Annotated in this window: 21 protein-coding genes and 1 pseudogene; 11 read left to right on the top strand and 11 right to left on the bottom strand. The window is 55.3% G+C overall.

Annotated features, from left to right (window positions below; translation table 11 throughout):
* Nucleotides 1-30: 30 nt before the first annotated feature.
* Complete coding sequence (locus tag QQF33_RS14405; RefSeq protein ID WP_282494623.1) at nt 31-270, bottom strand: YobH family protein; 240 nt, start codon at nt 268-270, stop codon at nt 31-33.
* 160 nt (nt 271-430) lie between these two features.
* Between QQF33_RS14405 and mgrB the strand changes: the two genes are divergently transcribed.
* The 7 genes and pseudogenes from mgrB to rlmA all read left to right on the top strand — a co-directional run bounded on the left by mgrB (nt 431) and on the right by rlmA (nt 5,659).
* Nucleotides 431-574 (top strand): PhoP/PhoQ regulator MgrB, encoded by a 144-nt coding sequence (gene mgrB, locus QQF33_RS14400; protein ID WP_095282354.1) that lies wholly within the window; start codon nt 431-433, stop codon nt 572-574.
* 73 nt (nt 575-647) lie between these two features.
* Entirely contained in the window at nt 648-938 is a 291-nt protein-coding gene (locus tag QQF33_RS14395; RefSeq protein WP_282494622.1) for a YebO family protein, read from the top strand.
* Between the two features lie 22 nt (nt 939-960).
* Nucleotides 961-1,950 carry an MBL fold metallo-hydrolase gene (locus QQF33_RS14390; RefSeq protein ID WP_285158014.1) on the top strand — a complete coding sequence of 330 codons (990 nt, stop codon included), beginning with the start codon at nt 961-963 and terminating at the stop codon, nt 1,948-1,950.
* 522 nt (nt 1,951-2,472) lie between these two features.
* A pseudogene (locus QQF33_RS14385) lies at nt 2,473-2,617 on the top strand (DUF2627 domain-containing protein).
* A gap of 12 nt (nt 2,618-2,629) precedes the next feature.
* The gene (gene cspE, locus QQF33_RS14380) at nt 2,630-2,839 is read left to right on the top strand and encodes a transcription antiterminator/RNA stability regulator CspE (RefSeq protein ID WP_001062678.1); all 210 of its coding nucleotides are present in this window, start codon (nt 2,630-2,632) and stop codon (nt 2,837-2,839) included.
* A 219-nt stretch (nt 2,840-3,058) separates the two neighbouring features.
* Nucleotides 3,059-4,777 carry a peptidoglycan glycosyltransferase FtsI gene (ftsI, locus tag QQF33_RS14375; protein ID WP_285158013.1) on the top strand — a complete coding sequence of 573 codons (1,719 nt, stop codon included), beginning with the start codon at nt 3,059-3,061 and terminating at the stop codon, nt 4,775-4,777.
* A 66-nt stretch (nt 4,778-4,843) separates the two neighbouring features.
* Nucleotides 4,844-5,659: a 23S rRNA (guanine(745)-N(1))-methyltransferase gene (rlmA, locus tag QQF33_RS14370; RefSeq protein WP_285149559.1), complete on the top strand. Its 816-nt coding sequence runs from the start codon at nt 4,844-4,846 to the stop codon at nt 5,657-5,659.
* On the opposite strand, the gene mntP is transcribed toward rlmA, so the two are convergent.
* The 5 genes from mntP to manX all read right to left on the bottom strand — a co-directional run bounded on the left by mntP (nt 5,656) and on the right by manX (nt 9,811).
* On the bottom strand, nt 5,656-6,222 hold the full coding sequence (gene mntP, locus QQF33_RS14365; RefSeq protein ID WP_282494618.1) for a manganese efflux pump MntP: 567 nt from the start codon (nt 6,220-6,222) through the stop codon (nt 5,656-5,658). The two genes, rlmA and mntP, sit on opposite strands and share 4 nt — an antisense overlap.
* A gap of 399 nt (nt 6,223-6,621) precedes the next feature.
* Complete coding sequence (locus QQF33_RS14360; RefSeq protein WP_285144276.1) at nt 6,622-7,080, bottom strand: DUF986 family protein; 459 nt, start codon at nt 7,078-7,080, stop codon at nt 6,622-6,624.
* Nucleotides 7,081-7,135: 55 nt separating this feature from the next.
* Nucleotides 7,136-7,987: a PTS mannose transporter subunit IID gene (locus QQF33_RS14355; RefSeq protein ID WP_095282347.1), complete on the bottom strand. Its 852-nt coding sequence runs from the start codon at nt 7,985-7,987 to the stop codon at nt 7,136-7,138.
* 12 nt (nt 7,988-7,999) lie between these two features.
* Complete coding sequence (gene manY, locus QQF33_RS14350) at nt 8,000-8,800, bottom strand: PTS mannose transporter subunit IIC (protein ID WP_285158012.1); 801 nt, start codon at nt 8,798-8,800, stop codon at nt 8,000-8,002.
* A gap of 48 nt (nt 8,801-8,848) precedes the next feature.
* On the bottom strand, nt 8,849-9,811 hold the full coding sequence (gene manX, locus QQF33_RS14345) for a PTS mannose transporter subunit IIAB (protein ID WP_282494615.1): 963 nt from the start codon (nt 9,809-9,811) through the stop codon (nt 8,849-8,851).
* Nucleotides 9,812-10,128: 317 nt separating this feature from the next.
* Here manX and QQF33_RS25860 point away from each other — a divergent pair, with 317 nt between their 5' ends.
* Nucleotides 10,129-10,287: a protein YoaL gene (locus QQF33_RS25860; RefSeq protein ID WP_390888257.1), complete on the top strand. Its 159-nt coding sequence runs from the start codon at nt 10,129-10,131 to the stop codon at nt 10,285-10,287.
* A complete protein-coding gene (gene yoaE, locus QQF33_RS14340) occupies nt 10,275-11,834 on the top strand; it encodes a CNNM family cation transport protein YoaE (RefSeq protein WP_282494614.1) in 1,560 nt (519 codons plus the stop codon). Before QQF33_RS25860 ends, yoaE begins: the two co-directional genes overlap by 13 nt.
* A 6-nt stretch (nt 11,835-11,840) precedes the next feature.
* On the opposite strand, the gene QQF33_RS14335 is transcribed toward yoaE, so the two are convergent.
* The 4 genes from QQF33_RS14335 to pabB all read right to left on the bottom strand — a co-directional run bounded on the left by QQF33_RS14335 (nt 11,841) and on the right by pabB (nt 17,068).
* Nucleotides 11,841-13,439 carry an EAL domain-containing protein gene (locus QQF33_RS14335; protein WP_285158011.1) on the bottom strand — a complete coding sequence of 533 codons (1,599 nt, stop codon included), beginning with the start codon at nt 13,437-13,439 and terminating at the stop codon, nt 11,841-11,843.
* Nucleotides 13,440-13,579: 140 nt separating this feature from the next.
* Nucleotides 13,580-14,944, bottom strand: a complete 1,365-nt coding sequence (gene sdaA / locus QQF33_RS14330) for an L-serine ammonia-lyase (RefSeq protein ID WP_282494612.1) — start codon at nt 14,942-14,944, stop codon at nt 13,580-13,582.
* 183 nt (nt 14,945-15,127) lie between these two features.
* Nucleotides 15,128-15,706 (bottom strand): CoA pyrophosphatase, encoded by a 579-nt coding sequence (locus tag QQF33_RS14325; RefSeq protein WP_282494611.1) that lies wholly within the window; start codon nt 15,704-15,706, stop codon nt 15,128-15,130.
* Nucleotides 15,707-15,709: 3 nt separating this feature from the next.
* Nucleotides 15,710-17,068 carry an aminodeoxychorismate synthase component 1 gene (gene pabB, locus QQF33_RS14320; protein ID WP_285158010.1) on the bottom strand — a complete coding sequence of 453 codons (1,359 nt, stop codon included), beginning with the start codon at nt 17,066-17,068 and terminating at the stop codon, nt 15,710-15,712.
* Nucleotides 17,069-17,129: 61 nt separating this feature from the next.
* On the opposite strand from pabB, the gene QQF33_RS14315 reads away from it, so the two are divergent.
* The gene (locus QQF33_RS14315; RefSeq protein ID WP_282494609.1) at nt 17,130-17,315 is read left to right on the top strand and encodes a YoaH family protein; all 186 of its coding nucleotides are present in this window, start codon (nt 17,130-17,132) and stop codon (nt 17,313-17,315) included.
* A gap of 5 nt (nt 17,316-17,320) precedes the next feature.
* Here QQF33_RS14315 and QQF33_RS14310 read toward each other — a convergent pair whose 3' ends face one another.
* Nucleotides 17,321-17,665 (bottom strand): RidA family protein, encoded by a 345-nt coding sequence (locus tag QQF33_RS14310; RefSeq protein ID WP_095282339.1) that lies wholly within the window; start codon nt 17,663-17,665, stop codon nt 17,321-17,323.
* Nucleotides 17,666-17,792: 127 nt separating this feature from the next.
* Here QQF33_RS14310 and QQF33_RS14305 point away from each other — a divergent pair, with 127 nt between their 5' ends.
* Nucleotides 17,793-19,703 carry an ATP-dependent DNA helicase gene (locus QQF33_RS14305; RefSeq protein WP_285158009.1) on the top strand — a complete coding sequence of 637 codons (1,911 nt, stop codon included), beginning with the start codon at nt 17,793-17,795 and terminating at the stop codon, nt 19,701-19,703.
* Nucleotides 19,704-19,719 lie beyond the last annotated feature (16 nt).

Raw genomic sequence — 19,719 nt, 5'->3', positions numbered from 1 at the left:
AGCGGCGTTTTTGTCTTTCTGTTCTGTCGGTTATCCGTTGTCGACGACCTGCTGGCTTTTACGCAGAATCGGGCAGTTAGACATTCCGATGATCCCGCTGTCGCTGTGCAGATATTGCGCGGTGCTGATACCGCGGGCGGTGAGATATTTACACTGGATACCCAGTCCCGCAGCGTTCTCTGTGCTTCCCATCAGCACGCCGTATCCCGTCAGTAAAATACCAATCCACAAAATGGCGAGGACAATAATTGTCCGAATAATGATGCGCATGAAAGCCTCATTTTTTTGCTAATAATGCTGTTAAGACTAATAGTTTTACTCTATGAAACAAGTGCATGATTCCGAAAATTTTCTGATGAAGGTACAGTTAGTCCTTGTTTAAGATAACCGTGATAACCTGGTTCAATCAGGTCATAAGACGGAGTGTGGAGTGAAAAAATTTCGCTGGGTAATTCTGATTGTAGTACTGATTGCCTGTGTCATTTTATGGACGCAGACAATTAATGTCATGTGCGATCAGGATGTACAGTTCTTTAGTGGCATTTGTGCAATCAATCAATTCATCCCCTGGTAGTATTCATTTTGATAACAGATGGTATGCTTCCTCTGCGTCAGTGCTAAAATGGCGTTTTTATTGAGGTGGTAAAATGGGTGAGTTACTGAATTCGGGGCTGCTGAACGTAGCCTCACTGGCGATCTCTCTGATCGTGATGATTATCGGCCTGGCGCTGTGGTTCTTTGTCAATCGCGCCAGCTCTCGCACCGATGAGCAGATTGAGCTGCTGGAAGCGCTGCTTGACCAGCAGAAACGCCAGAACGCGTTGCTTCGCCGTCTGTGTGAAGCCAACGAGCCGGAAGAGAAAGAAGCGCCAAAAGCTGCAGCAGAAGTGGTCAACGAAGACGAAGATGATTTCATTCGTCTGGTCGCTGAACGCTAACGGCTGAAAGGGGGAGGTGGCTGTGGTCTGGAAAAATCCCTGGTATAACCCCTCCCTCAAACATCATACCCCCGACGGATTTCGCAATATCGACTTCACCGGTCATCAGCCGGGTGACGTCGAGCGCTGGCGAAAGGAGCGTAAAGCGGCCGGAGTACCGAAGCCGCCTTCACTTGGTTATCACGATTTTGTCCGCCAGTGGTGGCAGCCTGCCGAGCTGAACGACCTCTCAGAAGATGGCGTCTGGTGGCTGGGGCATGCCAGCGTGCTGCTGCGGTTAGATGGGCAATATCTGCTGACCGATCCGGTTTTCTCCCGACGCGCCTCTCCGTTACCCTTTGTAGGGCCGGAACGCAAAACCCCACCGGTTATCTCCGTTGAGACGCTCCCGCGGCTCGATGCGTTAGTCATCTCTCACAATCATTACGATCATCTCGATTCCGCCACTGTCCGCCGCCTGCTGCGCCGTTTTCCCGATCTCAGGGTGTTTGTACCGCTGGGCCTCGGCGACTGGTTCCGCCGTCGCGGGGCGAAAAGCATTATTGAACTCGACTGGTGGCAGAGCGCTATCTTTCAGGGGCTCGCGATTACCGCAGTGCCCGCTCAACACTGGAGTATGCGCACGTTCTGGAACCGAAATCGTTCGCTGTGGTGCGGGTGGGTGTTCGAAGGGACAACGCAACGTTTCTGGTTCAGCGGCGATACGGGGTATTCCCCACAGCTGCTCGCCATCCCCGAAAGGCTGGGGGAGATCACCGCCGCGGCGCTACCTGCCGGTGCGTATGCACCACGCTGGTTCATGTCGGCCCATCATATGGATCCGCAATCCGCCATCGCACTCTGGCAGCAGATGGGAATGCCGCGCGCCTTTCCGATCCACTGGGGCGTGTTTGAGCTGGCCGATGAGTCCCTCGACGAGCCGGTGCTGGAACTGACTCAGGCGCTGAGTAATGTAGCCCAGATTAATGACAACTTTAGAATATTGAAAATTGGTCAATATTTATCCCTGTGATCTCTCGCCGCTGCGCTGAATATATTCTTTATTACAATTCTGGCCCTTGTCGTGTATTTCCATCGAAACGTTTTTCTTGCTTTCTTTTGAAGCAAGGTCATAAAAGTTTCATTATTTTGGTGCAAAACTGAAAACTGGCGTCTCAGACTTATATGATGAAGGCGAACAATAAATAACCGGAAAATTTCATTGTGAAACTCAAACCCTTACGTTGATTTCAGCATAACTTTTCGCAAATTGTTCTAACTCAATCATTGCATCTAATAAAGATTCCGCGCTGGCTGGATCTATATCAAAGATTGAGCTAAGGTAAAATTGCTTTAGATTACAGGGCCTCTGTGGGCTCCTGTCTGACGGTAGGCGCTGGTTGACGTGCGGTCATGCGTGCATGCAGTTGTGCATAATGTCGCAAGGTCACATCAGAGTTTGTGCGGCGGATCTAGACACGTTTAAAAATGGCTTGCCATAATTTTCGTTGTATGTAATAACACGTTTTGGGTCAAACGAGGTACAGTTCTGTTTATGTGTGGCATTTTCAGTAAAGAAGTCCTGAGTAAACACGTTGTCGTTGAATACCGCTTCTCTGCCGAACCTTATATTAGTGCCTCATGCAGTAATGTCTCAGTTTTATCTATGTCAATGCCTGCGGGCTAAGAAAACAATCTAAGGAATTTTGCAAATGGCAAAGATTAAAGGTCAAGTTAAGTGGTTCAACGAGTCTAAAGGTTTTGGCTTCATTACTCCTGCTGACGGCAGCAAAGATGTGTTCGTACACTTCTCTGCAATCCAGGGTAACGGCTTCAAAACTCTGGCTGAAGGCCAGAACGTTGAGTTCGAAATTCAGGACGGCCAGAAAGGTCCGGCTGCTGTTAACGTAACCGCTATCTGATCGAATCCCTGCTGATTCAGAAACGCTTAAGCGTTTCGCTCTCAGACATCAAGCCTCGCCTGTGCGGGGCTTTTTTAATCCTCTTCTTTCAAAATGTTACCTCTTTAGCTTCTGTTAGTAGTTTGTTGCAAAGCTACGAGGTTAGAAGCATTGTTTTCGCACCAAAAGTCACGTTTTTCCCGTTAAATCAGGGCGTTGTTTATCAGACCTGGAGCTCGGGTGAAAAAGAAAACTACTCCTCCTGCCGGAAATTTCACCCCGGCGCGTTTTGTCCTGCTTTGCATCGCCATTTTAGGCAGCCTGACCTTCCTTCTGGGCCGCGTCGCCTGGTTACAAATCATCAAGCCTGACAACCTGGTGAAACAGGAAGATATGCGCTCCCTGCGCGAAGTGGCGATAAACGCGCCGCGCGGGATGATCACCGATCGTGAGGGCCGTCCGCTGGCGGTGAGTGTCCCGGTTCAGGCCGTGTGGGCCGACCCGAAAACGGTTCTCGCCAAAGGGGGCGTCGGCTTTGACGACCGCTGGCAGGCCCTGGCGAATGCCCTGCATATCTCCCTCAGCAGCCTGGCCGCGCGAATCAATGCCAGTCCTCAGGGGCGTTTTATCTACCTGGCCCGTCAGGTGGACCCCTCCCAGGCCCAGTGGATCGACAAACTCAACTTACCGGGGATTAACCTGCGCGACGAATCGCGCCGCTTTTATCCTGCGGGACACGTGGCCGCCAATCTGCTCGGCTTTACCAACATCGACGGGCAGGGGATTGAGGGCGTTGAAAAGAGCTTTAACGCCCAGCTAACCGGCAAACCGGGCGTTCGACGGGTAAGGGAAGACCGCTACGGCCACGTCATTGAGAACCTGACAGAAGTCTCGCCGGTTCCGGCGCATAACATTCAGCTCAGTATCGACGAGCGGCTACAAACCATCACCGAAGATGCGCTGGATAACGCCGTGGCGTGGAACAAAGCCGAATCCGGTGCGGCGGTGTTGATTAACGTCCAGACCGGGGAAATCCTCTCGATGGCGAGTTTCCCGGACTTCAACCCGAACAACCGCGAAGGGGCGACGCTAAACGATTTCCGCAATCGGGCGATCAGCGACACCTTCGAGCCCGGTTCCACGGTCAAACCGCTGGTACTGATGACGGCGCTTCAGCAGGGCCTGGTGAAACCGGACAGCGTCATTGATACGCATCCGTACACGCTGGATGGTCACCGGATCCGCGACGTCGGCTATTATCCTGAACTCTCCCTGACCGGCATTTTACAAAAATCGAGCGATACGGGCGTGTCGCGCCTGTCGCTGGCGATGCCCATTCAGCACCTGCTGGATACCTATCAGGGCTTCGGTTTTGGCTCAAGCACCGGACTTGGGCTGACGGGGGAGAGCAGCGGCCTGCTGCCGCAGCGTAAATTCTGGAGTCAGCTCGACCGCGCGACCTTTGCCTTTGGCTACGGTTTGATGGTTACACCGCTGCAGCTGGCGCACGTTTACGCCACCATCGGCAGCTACGGCCTGGAACGCCCGCTGTCGATTACACGCATCGATCCGCCGGTGATGGGCCACCAGGTGATGCCGGAGGAGATTGTCCATCAGGTCGAACATATGATGGAGAGCGTCGCGCTGCCGGGCGGCGGGGGCATCAAAGCGGCGGTGCGCGATTATCGCGTGGCGATCAAAACCGGCACCGCGAAAAAGATTGGCGACGATGGCAAGTATGTCGATAAATACGTGGCCTACACGGCAGGCGTGGCGCCGGCCAGCCATCCGATGTTTGCCCTCGCGGTAGTCATCAACGATCCGCAAAACGGCAGCTATTACGGCGGGGCGGTGTCGGCACCCGTGTTCAGCCAGATTATGGGCGATGTTTTGCGCATTGAAAACGTCGAACCCGACGGCCTGCCACCTGATTCTAACCATCTTATCGTGATGCGCTAAGCCAGGCGTTTTATACCAGGGCGAATAGCGGTACACTTTCGCCCTTTGATATTGCCTGGAGTTACCATGTCATTCAGTTGTCCCTTATGCCACGCGCTGCTGACGCACGAACACAATAGCTATACCTGTCCGCAGGGGCACCGGTTTGACAAGGCGAAAGAAGGCTATGTGAATTTGCTGCCCGTTCAGCACAAACGCTCCCGGGATCCGGGAGATTCCGCTGAGATGATGCAGGCGCGTCGCGCGTTTCTCGACGCCGGTCATTATCAGCCGCTGCGTGATGCCGTGGCTGAACGGCTCGCCACGGTGATGGAAGAGAACGCCACGTCGATTCTGGATATCGGCTGCGGAGAAGGCTACTACACAGCAGCCTTCGCGGAGGTGGCGAAAAGCAAAGGCGCCGAAACGGTGGGGCTGGATGTCTCTAAATCGGCCATTCGCGCCGCGGCGAAGCGCTATCCGCAGGTGACATTTTGTGTGGCCTCGAGCCATCGTCTGCCGTTTGAAGAGGCCAGCCAGGATGCGATTATCCGTATCTACGCCCCGTGTAAAGCAGAAGAGCTGGCGCGGGTCGTCAAACCGGGCGGATGGGTGATCACCGTGACACCGGGGCCGAAACACCTGATGGAAATGAAAGGACTGATTTACGACGAAGTGCGCCTGCATGCCCCGCATTCCGAACAACTGGCCGGTTTTGCGTTGAAGCATGAGCAGTCATTGGGCTACGAAATGACACTGACAGGCGAGGAGGCGGTGGCGCTGCTCCAGATGACGCCGTTCGCGTGGCGGGCAAAACCGGAAGTATGGGAAACTTTAGGGAAACAAGAGGTGTTTCGCTGCCAGACAGATTTCAGTCTTCACTGCTGGCAGCGCGAGGGTTAACCGTAGAAGTGCGACCAGAGGATCTGTCCGCCAATCCCGATTAACACGATACCGCCCAGGATTTCGGCTCGCTTACCTAACAGCGGGCCGATAAAGCGACCGACCATTATTCCCAGCGTCGACATGATCAGCGTGGCACAGCCGATAGCCAGCGCGGTGGCGATGATATTCACCTGCAGGAACGCCAGACCGACGCCGACGGCCATCGCATCCAGGCTGGTGGCAATCGCGGTGGTCACCAGCAGCCAGAAACCGTGGCGGTGAATCGGCGCTTCGTCTTCAGCTGTACTTCCGCGACACCCTTCAATCACCATTCGCCCGCCGAGGAACGCCAGCAGGATAAAGGCAATCCAGTGGTTCCACTCCAGCACAAACTGGCTGGCGAGCATGCCAAGTCCCCAGCCGATAAGCGGGGTGAGGGTTTCGATAGCGCCGAAAATAAGACCCGTGCGCAGGGCTTCAGAGAATTTTGGTTTGTGGAGCGTGGCACCTTTACCCATTGAGGCCGCGAAAGCGTCCATGGACATGCCGAAAGCGAGAAGGATCGTAGCGGAGATATTCATTTAAAGCGTCCAGACCGGGGATATCCATATGACACATCACTGCCCCCAGTAAACAGCAGTTGATGTATCTATGGTCTCGCCTGACCTCAATGCACAGAATCTGTGCAGAAAGCGATCCGTACGCACCACGTTTTTCAACGAGTATGTTGACACGTACATTTCCCTGGGACGGGAAATCGGCTACTCCCCAACGACGGGCGCAACCTTAACATATTTTGAGAATATAAAACAACAACAGGAAGGTATTATTCCATTAACTTGTTGATAACGATTTTCATTTAGATTTATTGGTGAGAATAACGTTAATAAATATAAGTTAATTCAGGCGGGAATATAGCTGTGGCTATATATTGCTCGCCGCGAAAAGAGACAATATATAGCCGTTGCTATAAATTTAACTCATTGAGTTTTAACCATTAATTTGTATATCTTCTCGAGGTCATCAATATTCTTCACCCGGATGAGCAGGCGGCGCTGCTCTAATTGCATGACCAGCACGCCGTCCTCGGATAAATTCATCTCTTTAATACGGTTATATTCTATCCACGCATTGGCGAAGAAAAAGCCATGACGTTTGAAGAGGATCTTCGGCGCTCTGATCCAGAAGAGATAAATCGCCATTAATGCCAGCGCACATAATAACCATGTGGTTAATAATGCACCGTGGCTCATGGCATTGTTGTAAATCAGAATGGCGAGCAGACCCGCGAAGATAAAAGCATCAACCCGACCGCGACGCAGGAGGGGGATGGAGAGCAGTGTCTCGCCGTGGCGGCGGGGCATCAGGAATTCGTCGTAAATGGCGTACGCCAGAAGGGCAACAATAAACAGAACCAGTACGATATCCGTAACCGTCATTCGTCCTCCAGAATAAAAAAACCGGGGGCAAGCCCCCGGTGGATAAAGCGAAAACTTACAGACCCAGCAGGCCGATAGCGTAACCCACGATACCGATGACGAAGAAGCCAACGATGATCCACAGGGCGTTCACTTTCTTACGCAGCAGCCACATACAGGCGAAGGTCAGCAGCAGCGGCACCAGGCCCGGCATCAGCTGGTCGAGGATGGTCTGCACGGTGGTCACACGCGTTTGTCCATCCTGACCGGTGATGGTCGACACCACCAGCGGGATGTTCACGTGCGTCCACTTGTTCACCAGGGCCCCCATGACAAAGAGGCCGAGAATGGACGCCCCCTCAGTCAGTTTCTGCAGGAAGCCGCCGCCCATATCAGAAACGATATCGACACCTTTACGGTAGCCGTAAGCCACGCCGTAGTAACGGGTCGCCAGACGGACTGCGTTGAACAGAATGAAGAACAGCAGTGGGCCGAGCAGGCTGCCGCTCATCGCGATACCCGCGCCGAGTGCCGCGAAGACCGGACGTACGGTACCCCAGAAGATTGGGTCGCCCACGCCTGCCAGCGGACCCATCAGACCGACTTTGATACCGTTGATGGCACCATCGTCAATCTCTGCGCCGTTTGCACGCTGCTCTTCCATCGCCAGAGTTACGCCCAGAACCGGAGCCGCAACATAAGGGTGGGTGTTAAAGAATTCCAGGTGACGTTTAATCGCCTGGCGACGTGCTTCGTTGTTTTCCGGATACAGGCGTCGAATCGCCGGTACCATGGAGAAGCAGAAGCCCAGCGCCTGCATACGTTCGAAGTTCCATGAACCCTGGAACAGATTCGAACGCAGGAATACGCCACGAATATCACCCGGAGTGAGTTTTTTCTCGGTGGTAGTTTTTGTCATATCAACCATTTCGCTCACCTGCTAGTCCAGTTCGTTATCGAGATCGTTGCTACCAGCAGCCTGCGCTGGTGCACCCGCGACGCGGTTATATTTCGGGCTCAGCTGGATGTACAGAATCGCCATCACCGCACCAATCACACCCAGAGCAACCAGGTTGAAGTTAGTGAACGCCGCGGTAACAAAGCCGAGGTAGAAGAACGGCATCAGGTAGCCTGCGCGCATCATGTTGATGACCATCGCATAACCGACGACCACGATCATGCCACCCGCGATGTTCAGACCGCCGGTCACGACTTCTGGAATCGCGTTCAGCATGCTCTGCACTTCGCTGGTACCGACAGAGATGGCAACGATAACCGCAGGGATAGCGATACGCATGGCCTGCAGGAACAGGGACGAGACGTGGATCCACGAGAGCGCCGTCAGGTTGCCATTATCTGCCGCCTTATCCGCCGCGTGCTGGAAGGCCACGGTAATAGTACGAACGATGATGGTCAGAACCTGGCCTGCTGCTGCCAGTGGGATTGCCAGTGCGATACCGGCACCGATGCTTTGGTGTCCGGCAATAACCAGAACCGTAGAAATGATGGACGCCAGCGCCGCATCAGGCGCAACTGCCGCACCGATGTTCATCCAGCCCAGGGCGATCATTTCCAGCGTACCACCGATGATAATACCGGTTTTCATATCGCCGAGAACGGCGCCAATCAACGTACAGGCCACCAGTGGGCGGTGGAACTGAAATTCATCAAGTACGGATTCCATACCCGCAATACACGCGACGATGAACACCAGCACAATCTGAAGAGTGGTAATCTCCATTGTACTTCTCCTATAACATAAGCTTTATGTGAAAAATCAGCGCCTGGGTTATTTCCCAACCTTGCCGATCAAATCCATCATTTTCAGTCTCTGATCCGTGGAAACCTTACGGGCTTCCAGTTCAATACCGCGTGCATTCAGCTTATTGAAGGCTTCGATATCTTTTTCATCGACGGAAATCGCGTTGTTTACCTGCGTTTTGCCCTGACGGAAAGCCATACCACCGATGTTTACGGAGGTGATTTTCACGCCGCCTTCCACCACGCGCTCAACGTCTGTCGGGTTGGTGAACAGGAGCATGACGCGTTCACCGGCATATTTCGGGTTGTTATACACGCGGATCATCTTGGCGACGTCCACGACGTGTGCGGTAACGCCCGGAGGAGCAACCTGGGTGAGGAGGGTTTTACGAACGTGATCGGCGGCCACTTCGTCGCTGACGACGATAATGCGTTTCACGTTGGTCTCTTTGGTCCAGCGCGTTGCCACCTGGCCGTGGATTAAACGGTCATCAATACGCGCCAGCCCGATCACCATGTAATCGTTCGCGCCCATCGGTTTAGTGGGAACCGCGGCTTTCACGGCGGCAGCGACCGGGGCAGGTTTCTCTGCCGGTTTCGCTTTCAGCGCTTTCACGCCTTCGCGACCGGTTTCGACAGCCAGAGCGACCAGTTCGTCAAAGCTCGGGTTGTCGTCACGCGCCATCAGCGTTTCGACCAGCATAGGAATGTTGACGCCCGCGACAACTTCATAATGCTCTTTATCGACGACAATGCGGCTGGCGGCGTTAAACGGACTGCCACCCCATGTATCAACGAGAAACAGCACCCCGCTACGGGTATCCAGTTTCTCCAGCTGAGCCGTGTATTTTTCGATCAGCGTTTCAGCGTTTTCGCCAGGGACGAAATCGATCCAGCCAACGTTTTCCTGCTCACCCAACAGCATCTCTGCGGTTTTGAGTAACTGCTCTGCAGCCCAACCATGTGTGCCTATTACAATAGCAATGGTCACTTGCTACCTCCTTTTATTATCATGAATACAACTGCCAGGCAGTTGTACTGAGAATCTTCCCCGGCGCACCGAATCGATTCAGATAAAGGGTTAGAGTTAAATTAACGAAGACTTCCGGGAATTATTTTAGATAGTGAAAAAATAATTTATGTGATGAAGATCCGTAATTTAGCTACGCAGACGAGATTTATCTCAAATGAAAATCGACTCTGTAACAGATCTTTGCAAAGGAAAGTAAATCTTTGCTAAAAAGCCATTGTCTCTGATATGTTTAGCCTCCGTTTAATAACCAGGAGTATAGGGCTACAGCCCACTGTATGGATCGTCACCGACGTCAGTCATCTTCCAGGCCATTTTGCGCCTCGCACGCCGGCGAACCTCGCCACTCATTACACACGTCTACCGTCATTTCGCCCATGCTTTTCGGGGCGCCGTTTAGTCATTCCTTTAGCAGGAGCTTGTCATGGAATTCTTAATGGACCCGTCAATCTGGGTGGGATTACTCACGCTGGTTGTTCTTGAGATTGTTCTCGGTATCGACAACCTGGTGTTTATCGCCATCCTTGCGGATAAGCTGCCGCCAAAACAGCGCGACAAAGCGCGTTTAATCGGCCTTTCGCTGGCGCTGATCATGCGTCTTGCGCTGCTGTCCGTTATTTCGTGGATGGTCACCCTGACCAAACCGCTGTTCACCGTGATGGATTTCACCTTCTCCGGCCGTGATTTGATCATGCTGGTGGGGGGACTCTTCCTGCTGTTCAAAGCGACAACCGAGTTGCATGAACGGCTGGAAAACCGACAACACGACGATGGACACGGTAAAGGCTATGCGAGTTTCTGGGTGGTGGTTGCGCAGATCGTAGTGCTCGACGCCGTCTTCTCCCTGGATGCGGTGATTACCGCCGTCGGCATGGTGAACCACCTGCCGGTGATGATGGCCGCTGTCGTGATTGCGATGGCCGTGATGCTGCTGGCGTCTAAACCGCTGACCCGTTTTGTGAACGAACATCCAACGGTCGTGGTGCTGTGTCTGAGCTTCCTGCTGATGATCGGTCTGAGCCTCGTTGCAGAAGGTTTCGGCTTCCATATTCCAAAAGGCTACCTGTACGCCGCGATTGGCTTCTCGATCATTATCGAGCTGTTTAACCAGATTGCGCGCCGCAACTTCATTAAACAGCAGTCCAATCAGCCGCTGCGCGCCCGTACCGCTGACGCCATCCTGCGTCTGATGGGCGGTCGTCGTCAGACCAACGTCCAGCCGGAAACCGCGAACCGTAACCCGGTCCCGGTGCCGGAAGGCGCGTTTGTGGAAGAAGAGCGTTACATGATTAACGGCGTCCTCTCCCTGGCTTCCCGCTCGTTGCGCGGCATCATGACACCACGCGGTGAAATCAGCTGGGTCGATGCCAACCTGACGGTGGATGAAATTCGCCAGCAGTTGCTCTCTTCGCCGCACAGCCTGTTCCCGGTGTGTCGCGGTGAGCTGGATGAGATCATCGGTGTGGTGCGTGCTAAAGAGATGCTGGTGGCGCTGGAAGAGGGCGTGAACGTCGAAGCGATTGCCGCGGCCTCCCCGGCGATTGTGGTGCCGGAAACCCTGGACCCGATCAACCTGCTTGGCGTCCTGCGTCGTGCCCGCGGTAGCTTCGTTATCGTCACCAACGAATTTGGCGTGGTGCAGGGTCTGGTGACCCCGCTGGACGTGCTGGAAGCAATTGCCGGTGAGTTCCCTGACGCCGATGAAACGCCAGAGATCGTGGCCGATGGCGACGGCTGGCTGGTCAAAGGCACCACCGACCTGCACGCCCTGCAGCATACGCTGGGTCTCGATAACGTCATCAACGACGAAGAAGATATCGCGACCGTGGCCGGTTTAGTGATTGCCGTGAACGGTCAAATCCCGCGCGTCGGCGATATCATTGAACTCCCGCCGCTGCAGATCACTATCATGCAGGCGAATGATTACCGGGTAGACATGGTGCGTATTGTTAAAGAGCAGTCCGCCCACGACGAAGAAGAGTAATCAGGCTTAATGTAACGGCATAGCGGGCATCACGTGCCCGTTACGCGGGGCTGGCGGAGGCGAACTCTCCGCCAGCCACTGCGGAAAATCTTTCAGCGGCATCGGCCGCGCATACAAAAATCCCTGCAAAATATTGACCCCATGATGGCGTAAGTAACGCGCCTGCTCCTGTGTCTCCACGCCTTCCGCCACCAGTTCAATATTCAGCCGCTGCCCCAGGGCAATAATGATATCCGTCACCGTCGAATTCACCGCATCGGTACCCAGCGCGGTGGTGAAAGACTTATCAATTTTCAGCACATCCGGACGCAGTTTTTCCAGCCACGACAGGGAACTGTTGCCGGTGCCGAAATCGTCAATCGCCAGTTTGACCTCTTTGCGATGCAGCTCGCGCACAATGCGATAATCCACATCCAGTAGCGCGTCCCGCTCGGTGAGTTCAATGATTAGCTGCTGTTTCGGGCGGGCGTTGAACCAGTAGCGGTTCAGATCCTGGAGCAACACGCCGTTGCGGAAGTGGCTGGCCGCGACGTTAATCCCGATATGAAACCCCTTGTTCGCCGGGAAATAGCCAATCTGGCGGACGGTTTCCATAATCACGTAGCGCGTCAGAGGCACAATCAGATTGTGTTCCTCCGCCAGCGGGATAAATACGTCCGGCGATATCCAGCCCTGGCGAGGGTTATTCCAGCGCAGCAGGATCTCCACCCCGACGCATTTCTGCGTCCGGGCGTTGAGCAACGGCTGGCAGAACAGCTCGAACTCGCGTGCGGCTAATCCGAGGTTAATTTCCCAGGTAAAACTCATGCGGCTGGCGGTGGCAAACCAGGCGATATAGCCCAGCAGCAGGCTCAGCAAGACGGCAAGCGGAAGCTGAGAGGGGAGATTCATCAGCGCCAGTTCGCTGGCTCCCGGCCCGCTGACGGTGATGGTAAAGGGGAAATGGCCTGAGGTCTGGCTCAGGATCATGGTGTCCTGAGTGAACGCCAGCGAGTCGGTGACATTCTGCCCGTAGCGCAGGAATTTGTTCCCGACGTTCAGGCTGACGTCGGTGATCAGCGGGCGCTGCGGCTCGAGCATCATTTTGGTGATCAGATCGATATTCACAATCTGCATCACGCCATCTTCCCCGCTGTCGGAAACCGGATACCACTGGATCAAAATCGGGCTGCCTTTGAGCAGCGATTTGTCCGTCGACAGAACCAACTGCGGCTGGCTGGAGGGCAGATCGGGCTGCACCTGACGAATGGGAACATCGCGATCGCCAAATATGCTGGAGCAGTAAAGAATACCGTCTTTAATCAGGGCGATAGAACGCACGGTTTGCAGGGTTGCGGCCCTTTTACGCAGCGTCAGATGGGCGTCAGGGCAGGGCGCGCCGACCAGGGCTTGTAAGGTTTCCCGGCCCGCCTGCAGCGGCAGCAGGATCTTATCCAGCGCATTCACCGAGTGGCTGACAAAGGTGTGAATACGTTCCTGATTTAAATTGCGCTGTGAAATAAACCGAATGCCGAGAGTCAGAAAGAGCGTAATAAAAGCCACCAGCACACAGACCATAATGCGGTTTCGGCGATAGCTTTTAATGATCCTTTGCGCATTCTGCATGAAAGGGGGCTCGATAAGCCGCCAGCACAGGAGCCAGGGCAACACAGAAAGTGTAGTGGGGAAATGTTACGGTGACGAGAAAGCGAATAAATATCGCCCATCCGTTGCAGATGGGCGAGAGAGAATAATCAATGGCGTGCTTAGTCGCACTGCACCTTAATTGCCAGACCGCCGCGTGAAGTTTCACGGTATTTGGCGTTCATGTCTTTACCGGTTTCGTACATGGTTTCGATGACCTTATCCAGCGACACACGCGGTTCGCTGGTGCGGCGCATCGCCATGCGTGAGGCGTTGATCGCTTTTACCGAGGCGATCGCGTTACGCTCGATGCACGGCACCTGCACCTGGCCCGCAACCGGGTCACAGGTCAGACCGAGGTTATGCTCCATGCCGATTTCCGCGGCCACGCATACCTGCTCAGGGCTCGCGCCCAGCAGTTCAGACAGACCCGCTGCCGCCATGGAGCAGGCAACGCCCACTTCACCCTGACAGCCCACTTCGGCACCGGAAATAGAGGCATTCATTTTATACAATGCGCCCACCGCACCGGATGCGAGGAAGTAGCGGATGTAGATATCCGGTGTCACCGGCTCGATAAAGTGATCGTAATAGGCCAGCACCGCAGGAACGATACCGCATGCGCCGTTGGTCGGAGCGGTGACCACGCGGCCACCGGCGGCGTTTTCTTCGTTCACCGCCAGCGCAAACATATTCACCCAGTCAACCACGTTCATCGGGTCGTTGGAGAACTTATCGGTGGTGACCAGCATACGGCGCAGGGCAGAGGCACGACGCGGTACGCGCAGTGGCCCAGGCAGCACGCCTTCGGTGTTGATCCCGCGATCGATACAGGCCTGCATGGTCTGCCACACGTTGCCAAAATAGTCTTCGATCTCTTTTTTGCTGTGCAGCGCCAGTTCGTTCTGCATCACCATGCCGGAGAGGGACAGGCCGGTCTGTTTGCAGTAATCCAGCATCTCTTGCGCGGATTTAAACGGGTAAGGGACGTTCACGTCACCCGCCGTATCTTTGCCAAAATGCTCTTCGTCGACGATAAAACCACCGCCGATGGAGTAGTAGGTTTTGCTGTAGATGACTTTGTCGCCGTTGAAGGCGTGGATCTGCATGCCGTTTTCATGCAGCGACAGGTTGTCGCTACGGAAACGCATGCCGTCGTCGTGGGGGAAATCCACTTCATGCTTGCCGTTAGCCAGTAGCAGACGACCGCGTGTTTCAGTGTCGCGGATAAACGCCGGAATGGCGTCAATATCCACTGTGTCCGGCATGTTACCTGCCAGACCCATAATAATGGCGATATCGGTGTGGTGGCCCTTACCCGTTAAAGAGAGCGAACCGTAAACATCAACGGCCACGCGGGTAGTGCTTTCCAGTAATCCTTTTTCGACCAGATCATCGACGAACTGTTTACCGGCCTTCATTGGGCCTACAGTGTGGGAAGAAGACGGGCCAATCCCCACTTTGAACATGTCGAATATACTAATCACTTTCTCACTCCTGACAGGGTTACCGGGGTTCCAGTAACGATGTTATAACTGCGCATAGTGTAAGAGGGAACCACCAGGTCGGCTGAACTATTCACATGAATTAAACTAATGAATAACCCCTGATTTACTAATGATGCGACGTCACTCGCAAAGGCGCAGAAAAAATCGGAATGTAAAGTATAGTCAAGGTTTCAGGCCGATTTGCAGCGCCAGCTCACGGATAATGCCCGCCGTCATGCCCCAGACAAAATAATGCTGATACCACGACAACCACACCCGGTGATCGTGTCCACGACGTTGAATATCCAGCGGATGATAACGACTGAGACGCAGGGCTTCCGCCAGCGGCATTTCAAACACCGCCGCCACTTCATCTTCGCTGGCGTGATAGTGCAGATTAGGCGGGATAATCCCCACCACCGGTGTCACCTGAAAACCGGTCACGCTGTCCACCGGCGGTAGCACGCCAATCACTTCAACGGCTTCCGGCGGGATCGCCACCTCTTCCTGAGCTTCGCGCAGCGCGGCGGCAATCAGTGAGGCGTCAGACGCATCCACCGCCCCGCCGGGAAACGCCACCTGACCGGCGTGCTTACGCAGATGCGACGAGCGCTTGGTGAGTAACAATCCTGGCTGTTCGCGGCGCACCACCGGAATCAGCACCGCCGCCTGGCGGCTGTTCAGCGCGTCGCGGTTTACCTGCGGGCGCAAAAGCTGAAAGCGCGACAGAAAATCATCCAGGGTCAGATCGTGGGTATCCAAACGTTAATTCTCCAGTTGATGCAGGATGCGATTCACTTTATCAAAGGTTTCCTGATATTCCGCGGCGCACTGGCTGTCGGCCACAATCCCGCCGCCCGCCGAGCAGTATAGCTGCCCGTCGCAGGCCGTCAGGGTGCGGATGGTAATGCTGGTATCCATCGTGCCGCACAGGCTCAGATAGCCGATGCTGCCGCACCAGGCGTTACGGCGATGCGGCTCAAGCTCATCGATAATCTGCATGGCGCGCACTTTCGGTGCGCCGGTGATCGACCCGCCAGGAAACGCGGCGCGCAGCAGATCGCAGGCCGAACGGTTGGGAGGAAGTTTTGCCGTAATGGTGCTGACCAGATGATGCACCGCCGGGAACGGCTCCACGACAAACAACTCAGGCACGCGCACGCTGCCAGGCTCTGCCACGCGGCCAATATCGTTACGCATCAGATCGACAATCATCAGATTCTCGGCGCGATCTTTCGGTGACGCGGCGAGTTTCTCCGCCTGTTGCTTATCCGCTTCAGGCTCCGCCAGGCGCGGCAGGGTGCCTTTAATGGGCCGGGTCTGAATGGTGCCGTCTGCAAGATGGATAAAGCGCTCCGGCGACAAACTCAGCACTGCGCCTTGTTCCAGACGTAAAAAGGCGCTGAACGGCGCACGGTTGCTGGCATTAAGACGCGTAAACGCCTGCCACTCGTCACCCGTGTAACTCGCCTGAAAACGCTGGGCGAGGTTCACCTGATAACAATCCCCGCTGTGCAGATACGCCTGCACCTGCCGGAATTTATCGGCGTACGCGTCGGCGCTCATGTTGGATCGCCAGGCGGAAGTTAAGGTAAAATGAGAGAGTGAAACGGGCTGTTGCGCCTCTAACCACGCCAGCCGCGCGTGGGCGTCGGTGTGGCTGAGCAGGGAAACGGTTTTCTTGTGGTGATCGACAATCACCGCCCAGTCGTACAGCCCCACGGCCATATCCGGCAGGGAAATATCCTCTTCTGCATGGTTGGGCAAAGCTTCAAATCGACGGCCTAAATCGTAGCCAAACAGCCCCAGCGCGCCGCCCTGGAAGGGCAGATCCGCATTCGCTGTGGCGGTGAAAGGCAGGGCGCTCAGTTCGCGTTCCAGCAGTGACAGCGGATCATCGTCGCAGACACGTTCAGCGTCTGACGAAATACGCGTGGTGTCGCCGTGCGTCAGAAGCGTGGTGAGCGGGTCGGCGACCAGAATATCAAAGCGGCTATAGGGATGATCCGCGAGCCCCGAGTGCAACAGCATCGCCCACGGGAGATGGCTTACGCGCGAAAACCAGAATTCGGCGGCGTCTTGACGCCAGGGTAATGAAATGACAGTAGGGGGTAACGGGTTCATGTGTGGCATACTACCGGGCTGCGTGAATGTATTAGCGCAGATAATTTAGCAGGAGTTGATCATGTTTGCAGGTTTACCTTCCCTCAGTCACGAACAGCAGCAAAAAGCGGTCGAGCGAATTCAGGAGCTGATGTCCAATGGGATGAGCAGCGGCGAAGCGATTACCACCGTCGCCCAGGAAATTCGCGCCACCCATACCGGCGATCGGATCGTGGCGCGTTTCGAGGATGACGAAGAAGACGAGTAATCGTCTTACACCGCCGCGATTATCTTGATTTCAACTTTATACTGCGGCTTCATCAGCGTGGCCTGTACCGTACAGCGTACAGGCGCGTGACCCGCGACGACCCAGGCATCCCAGGCTTTATTCATCGCCGCGAAATCGTCTTTATTCGCCAGGAAAATGGTCGCATCCAGAATGCGGGATTTATCGCTGCCCTGTTTTTCCAGAATCGCGTCAATTTGCGCCAGCGTGTTGGCCGTTTGCTCGAACGCATCGGCGTCCAGGTTTTCCGGTACACCGGTGTAATAGAGCGTCTGGTTGTGAATCACCACGTCAGACCAGCGGGCTTCGGCATCAATGCGCACAATTGTCATAAACCTTTCCTCATAAATGGCTTCAGGCCGCAAGACTGCCATAATGTTCCGTCAACGTCTATTTCGACTGGCACAGGAGAGGGCGGGCTGACATAATCCCTGTGCAAAAATACAGTGAGAGAGCAACGTGGCAGACGATTTTTCAGCAGACGGTCAGTTAGCGCAGGCGATTCCCGGTTTTAAACCGCGCGAGCCGCAACGACACATGGCAGAAGCGGTCACCCGCGCCATCAAAAATACCCAGTCGCTGGTGGTCGAGGCGGGAACCGGGACGGGCAAAACTTACGCCTATCTCGCCCCTGCGCTGCGCGCGAAGAAGAAAGTGATCATCTCGACCGGCTCGAAAGCGTTGCAGGATCAGCTCTACAGCCGCGATCTGCCGACGGTGGCAAAAGCCCTGAAATACAAAGGCCGACTGGCGCTCCTGAAAGGGCGCTCGAACTATCTCTGTCTGGAGCGCCTCGAACAGCAGGCGCTGGCCGGGGGCGATCTGCCGGTCAACACCCTGAGCGATGTGATCATTCTCCGCGCCTGGGCTAACCAGACCACTGACGGGGATATCAGCACCTGCGCCAGCGTCGCCGAAGATTCCCCGGCGTGGCCACTCGTGACCAGCACCAACGACAACTGCCTCGGCAGCGACTGCCCGCTGTATAAAGATTGTTTTGTCGTCAAAGCGCGCAAAACGGCGATGGACGCCGACGTGGTGGTGGTGAACCACCATCTGTTCCTGGCCGATATGGTGGTCAAAGACGGCGGGTTCGGCGAACTGATCCCGGAGGCCGAAGTGATGATCTTCGATGAAGCCCATCAGCTACCGGATATCGCCAGCCAGTATTTTGGTCAGTCGCTCTCCAGCCGCCAGCTTCAGGATCTTGCCAAAGATTTCACTATCGCCTATCGCACCGAACTGCGCGACACCCAACAGCTGCAAAAATGCGCCGATCGCCTGGCGCAAAGCGCGCAGGATTTCCGTATGCAGCTGGGCGAGCCCGGCTATCGCGGAAACCTGCGCGAGCTGTTAGTCGACAGCAACATCCAGCGCGCGCTGCTCTTGCTCGATGATGCGCTGGAGCTGTGCTACGACGTCGCCAAACTGTCGCTCGGGCGCAGCGCACTGCTCGACGCCGCCTTTGAGCGCGCCACGCTCTACCGCTCACGTCTGAAACGCCTGAAAGAGATCAACCAGCCCGGCTTTAGCTACTGGTATGAATGCACCGCGCGCCAGTTCACCCTCGCGCTGACGCCGCTGACCGTCGCCGATAAATTCAAAGAGGTGATGGCGCAGAAACCGGGGAGCTGGATCTTTACCTCCGCGACGCTCTCCGTGAATGACGATCTGCACCACTTCACCGAGCGCCTCGGGATTGAGGAATCGGATTCACTCCTGCTGCCAAGCCCGTTCGATTACGAAACCCAGGCGCTGCTCTGCGTGCCGCGTAATTTACCCCTGCCGAACCAGCCGGGCGCGGCGAAACAGCTGGCGGCGATGCTCAAACCGATGATCGAGGCCAACAATGGCCGCTGCTTTATGCTCTGCACCTCCCACGCCATGATGCGCGACCTCGCCGAGCAGTTCCGCGCCACCATGACCTTACCCGTGCTGTTGCAGGGCGAAACCAGCAAAGGCCAGCTGCTTCAGCAGTTTGTCACCGCCGGAAACGCGCTGCTGGTAGCGACCAGCAGCTTCTGGGAAGGGGTGGACGTGCGAGGGGATGCGCTGTCATTAGTCATCATCGACAAACTGCCGTTTACCTCGCCGGACGATCCACTCCTGAAAGCGCGGATGGAAGACTGCCGTCTGCGCGGGGGCGATCCCTTTGATGACGTCCAGTTGCCGGATGCGGTTATTACCCTGAAACAGGGCGTCGGGCGTCTCATCCGTGATACGGACGACCGCGGCGTACTGGTTATCTGCGATAACCGCCTGGTGATGCGCCCGTACGGCGCGACATTCCTTGCCAGCCTGCCGCCCGCACCGCGTACGCGGGACATTAATCGCGCGGTGCGTTTCCTGGCGAACCCAACGGCGGAGTAATTTCCGCCGGGGTGTG

Source organism: Lelliottia wanjuensis, assembly GCF_030238365.1.
GTDB classification, from domain to species: Bacteria; Pseudomonadota; Gammaproteobacteria; order Enterobacterales; family Enterobacteriaceae; genus Enterobacter; species Enterobacter wanjuensis.
This window is presented reverse-complemented; position numbering and strand designations above follow the sequence as displayed.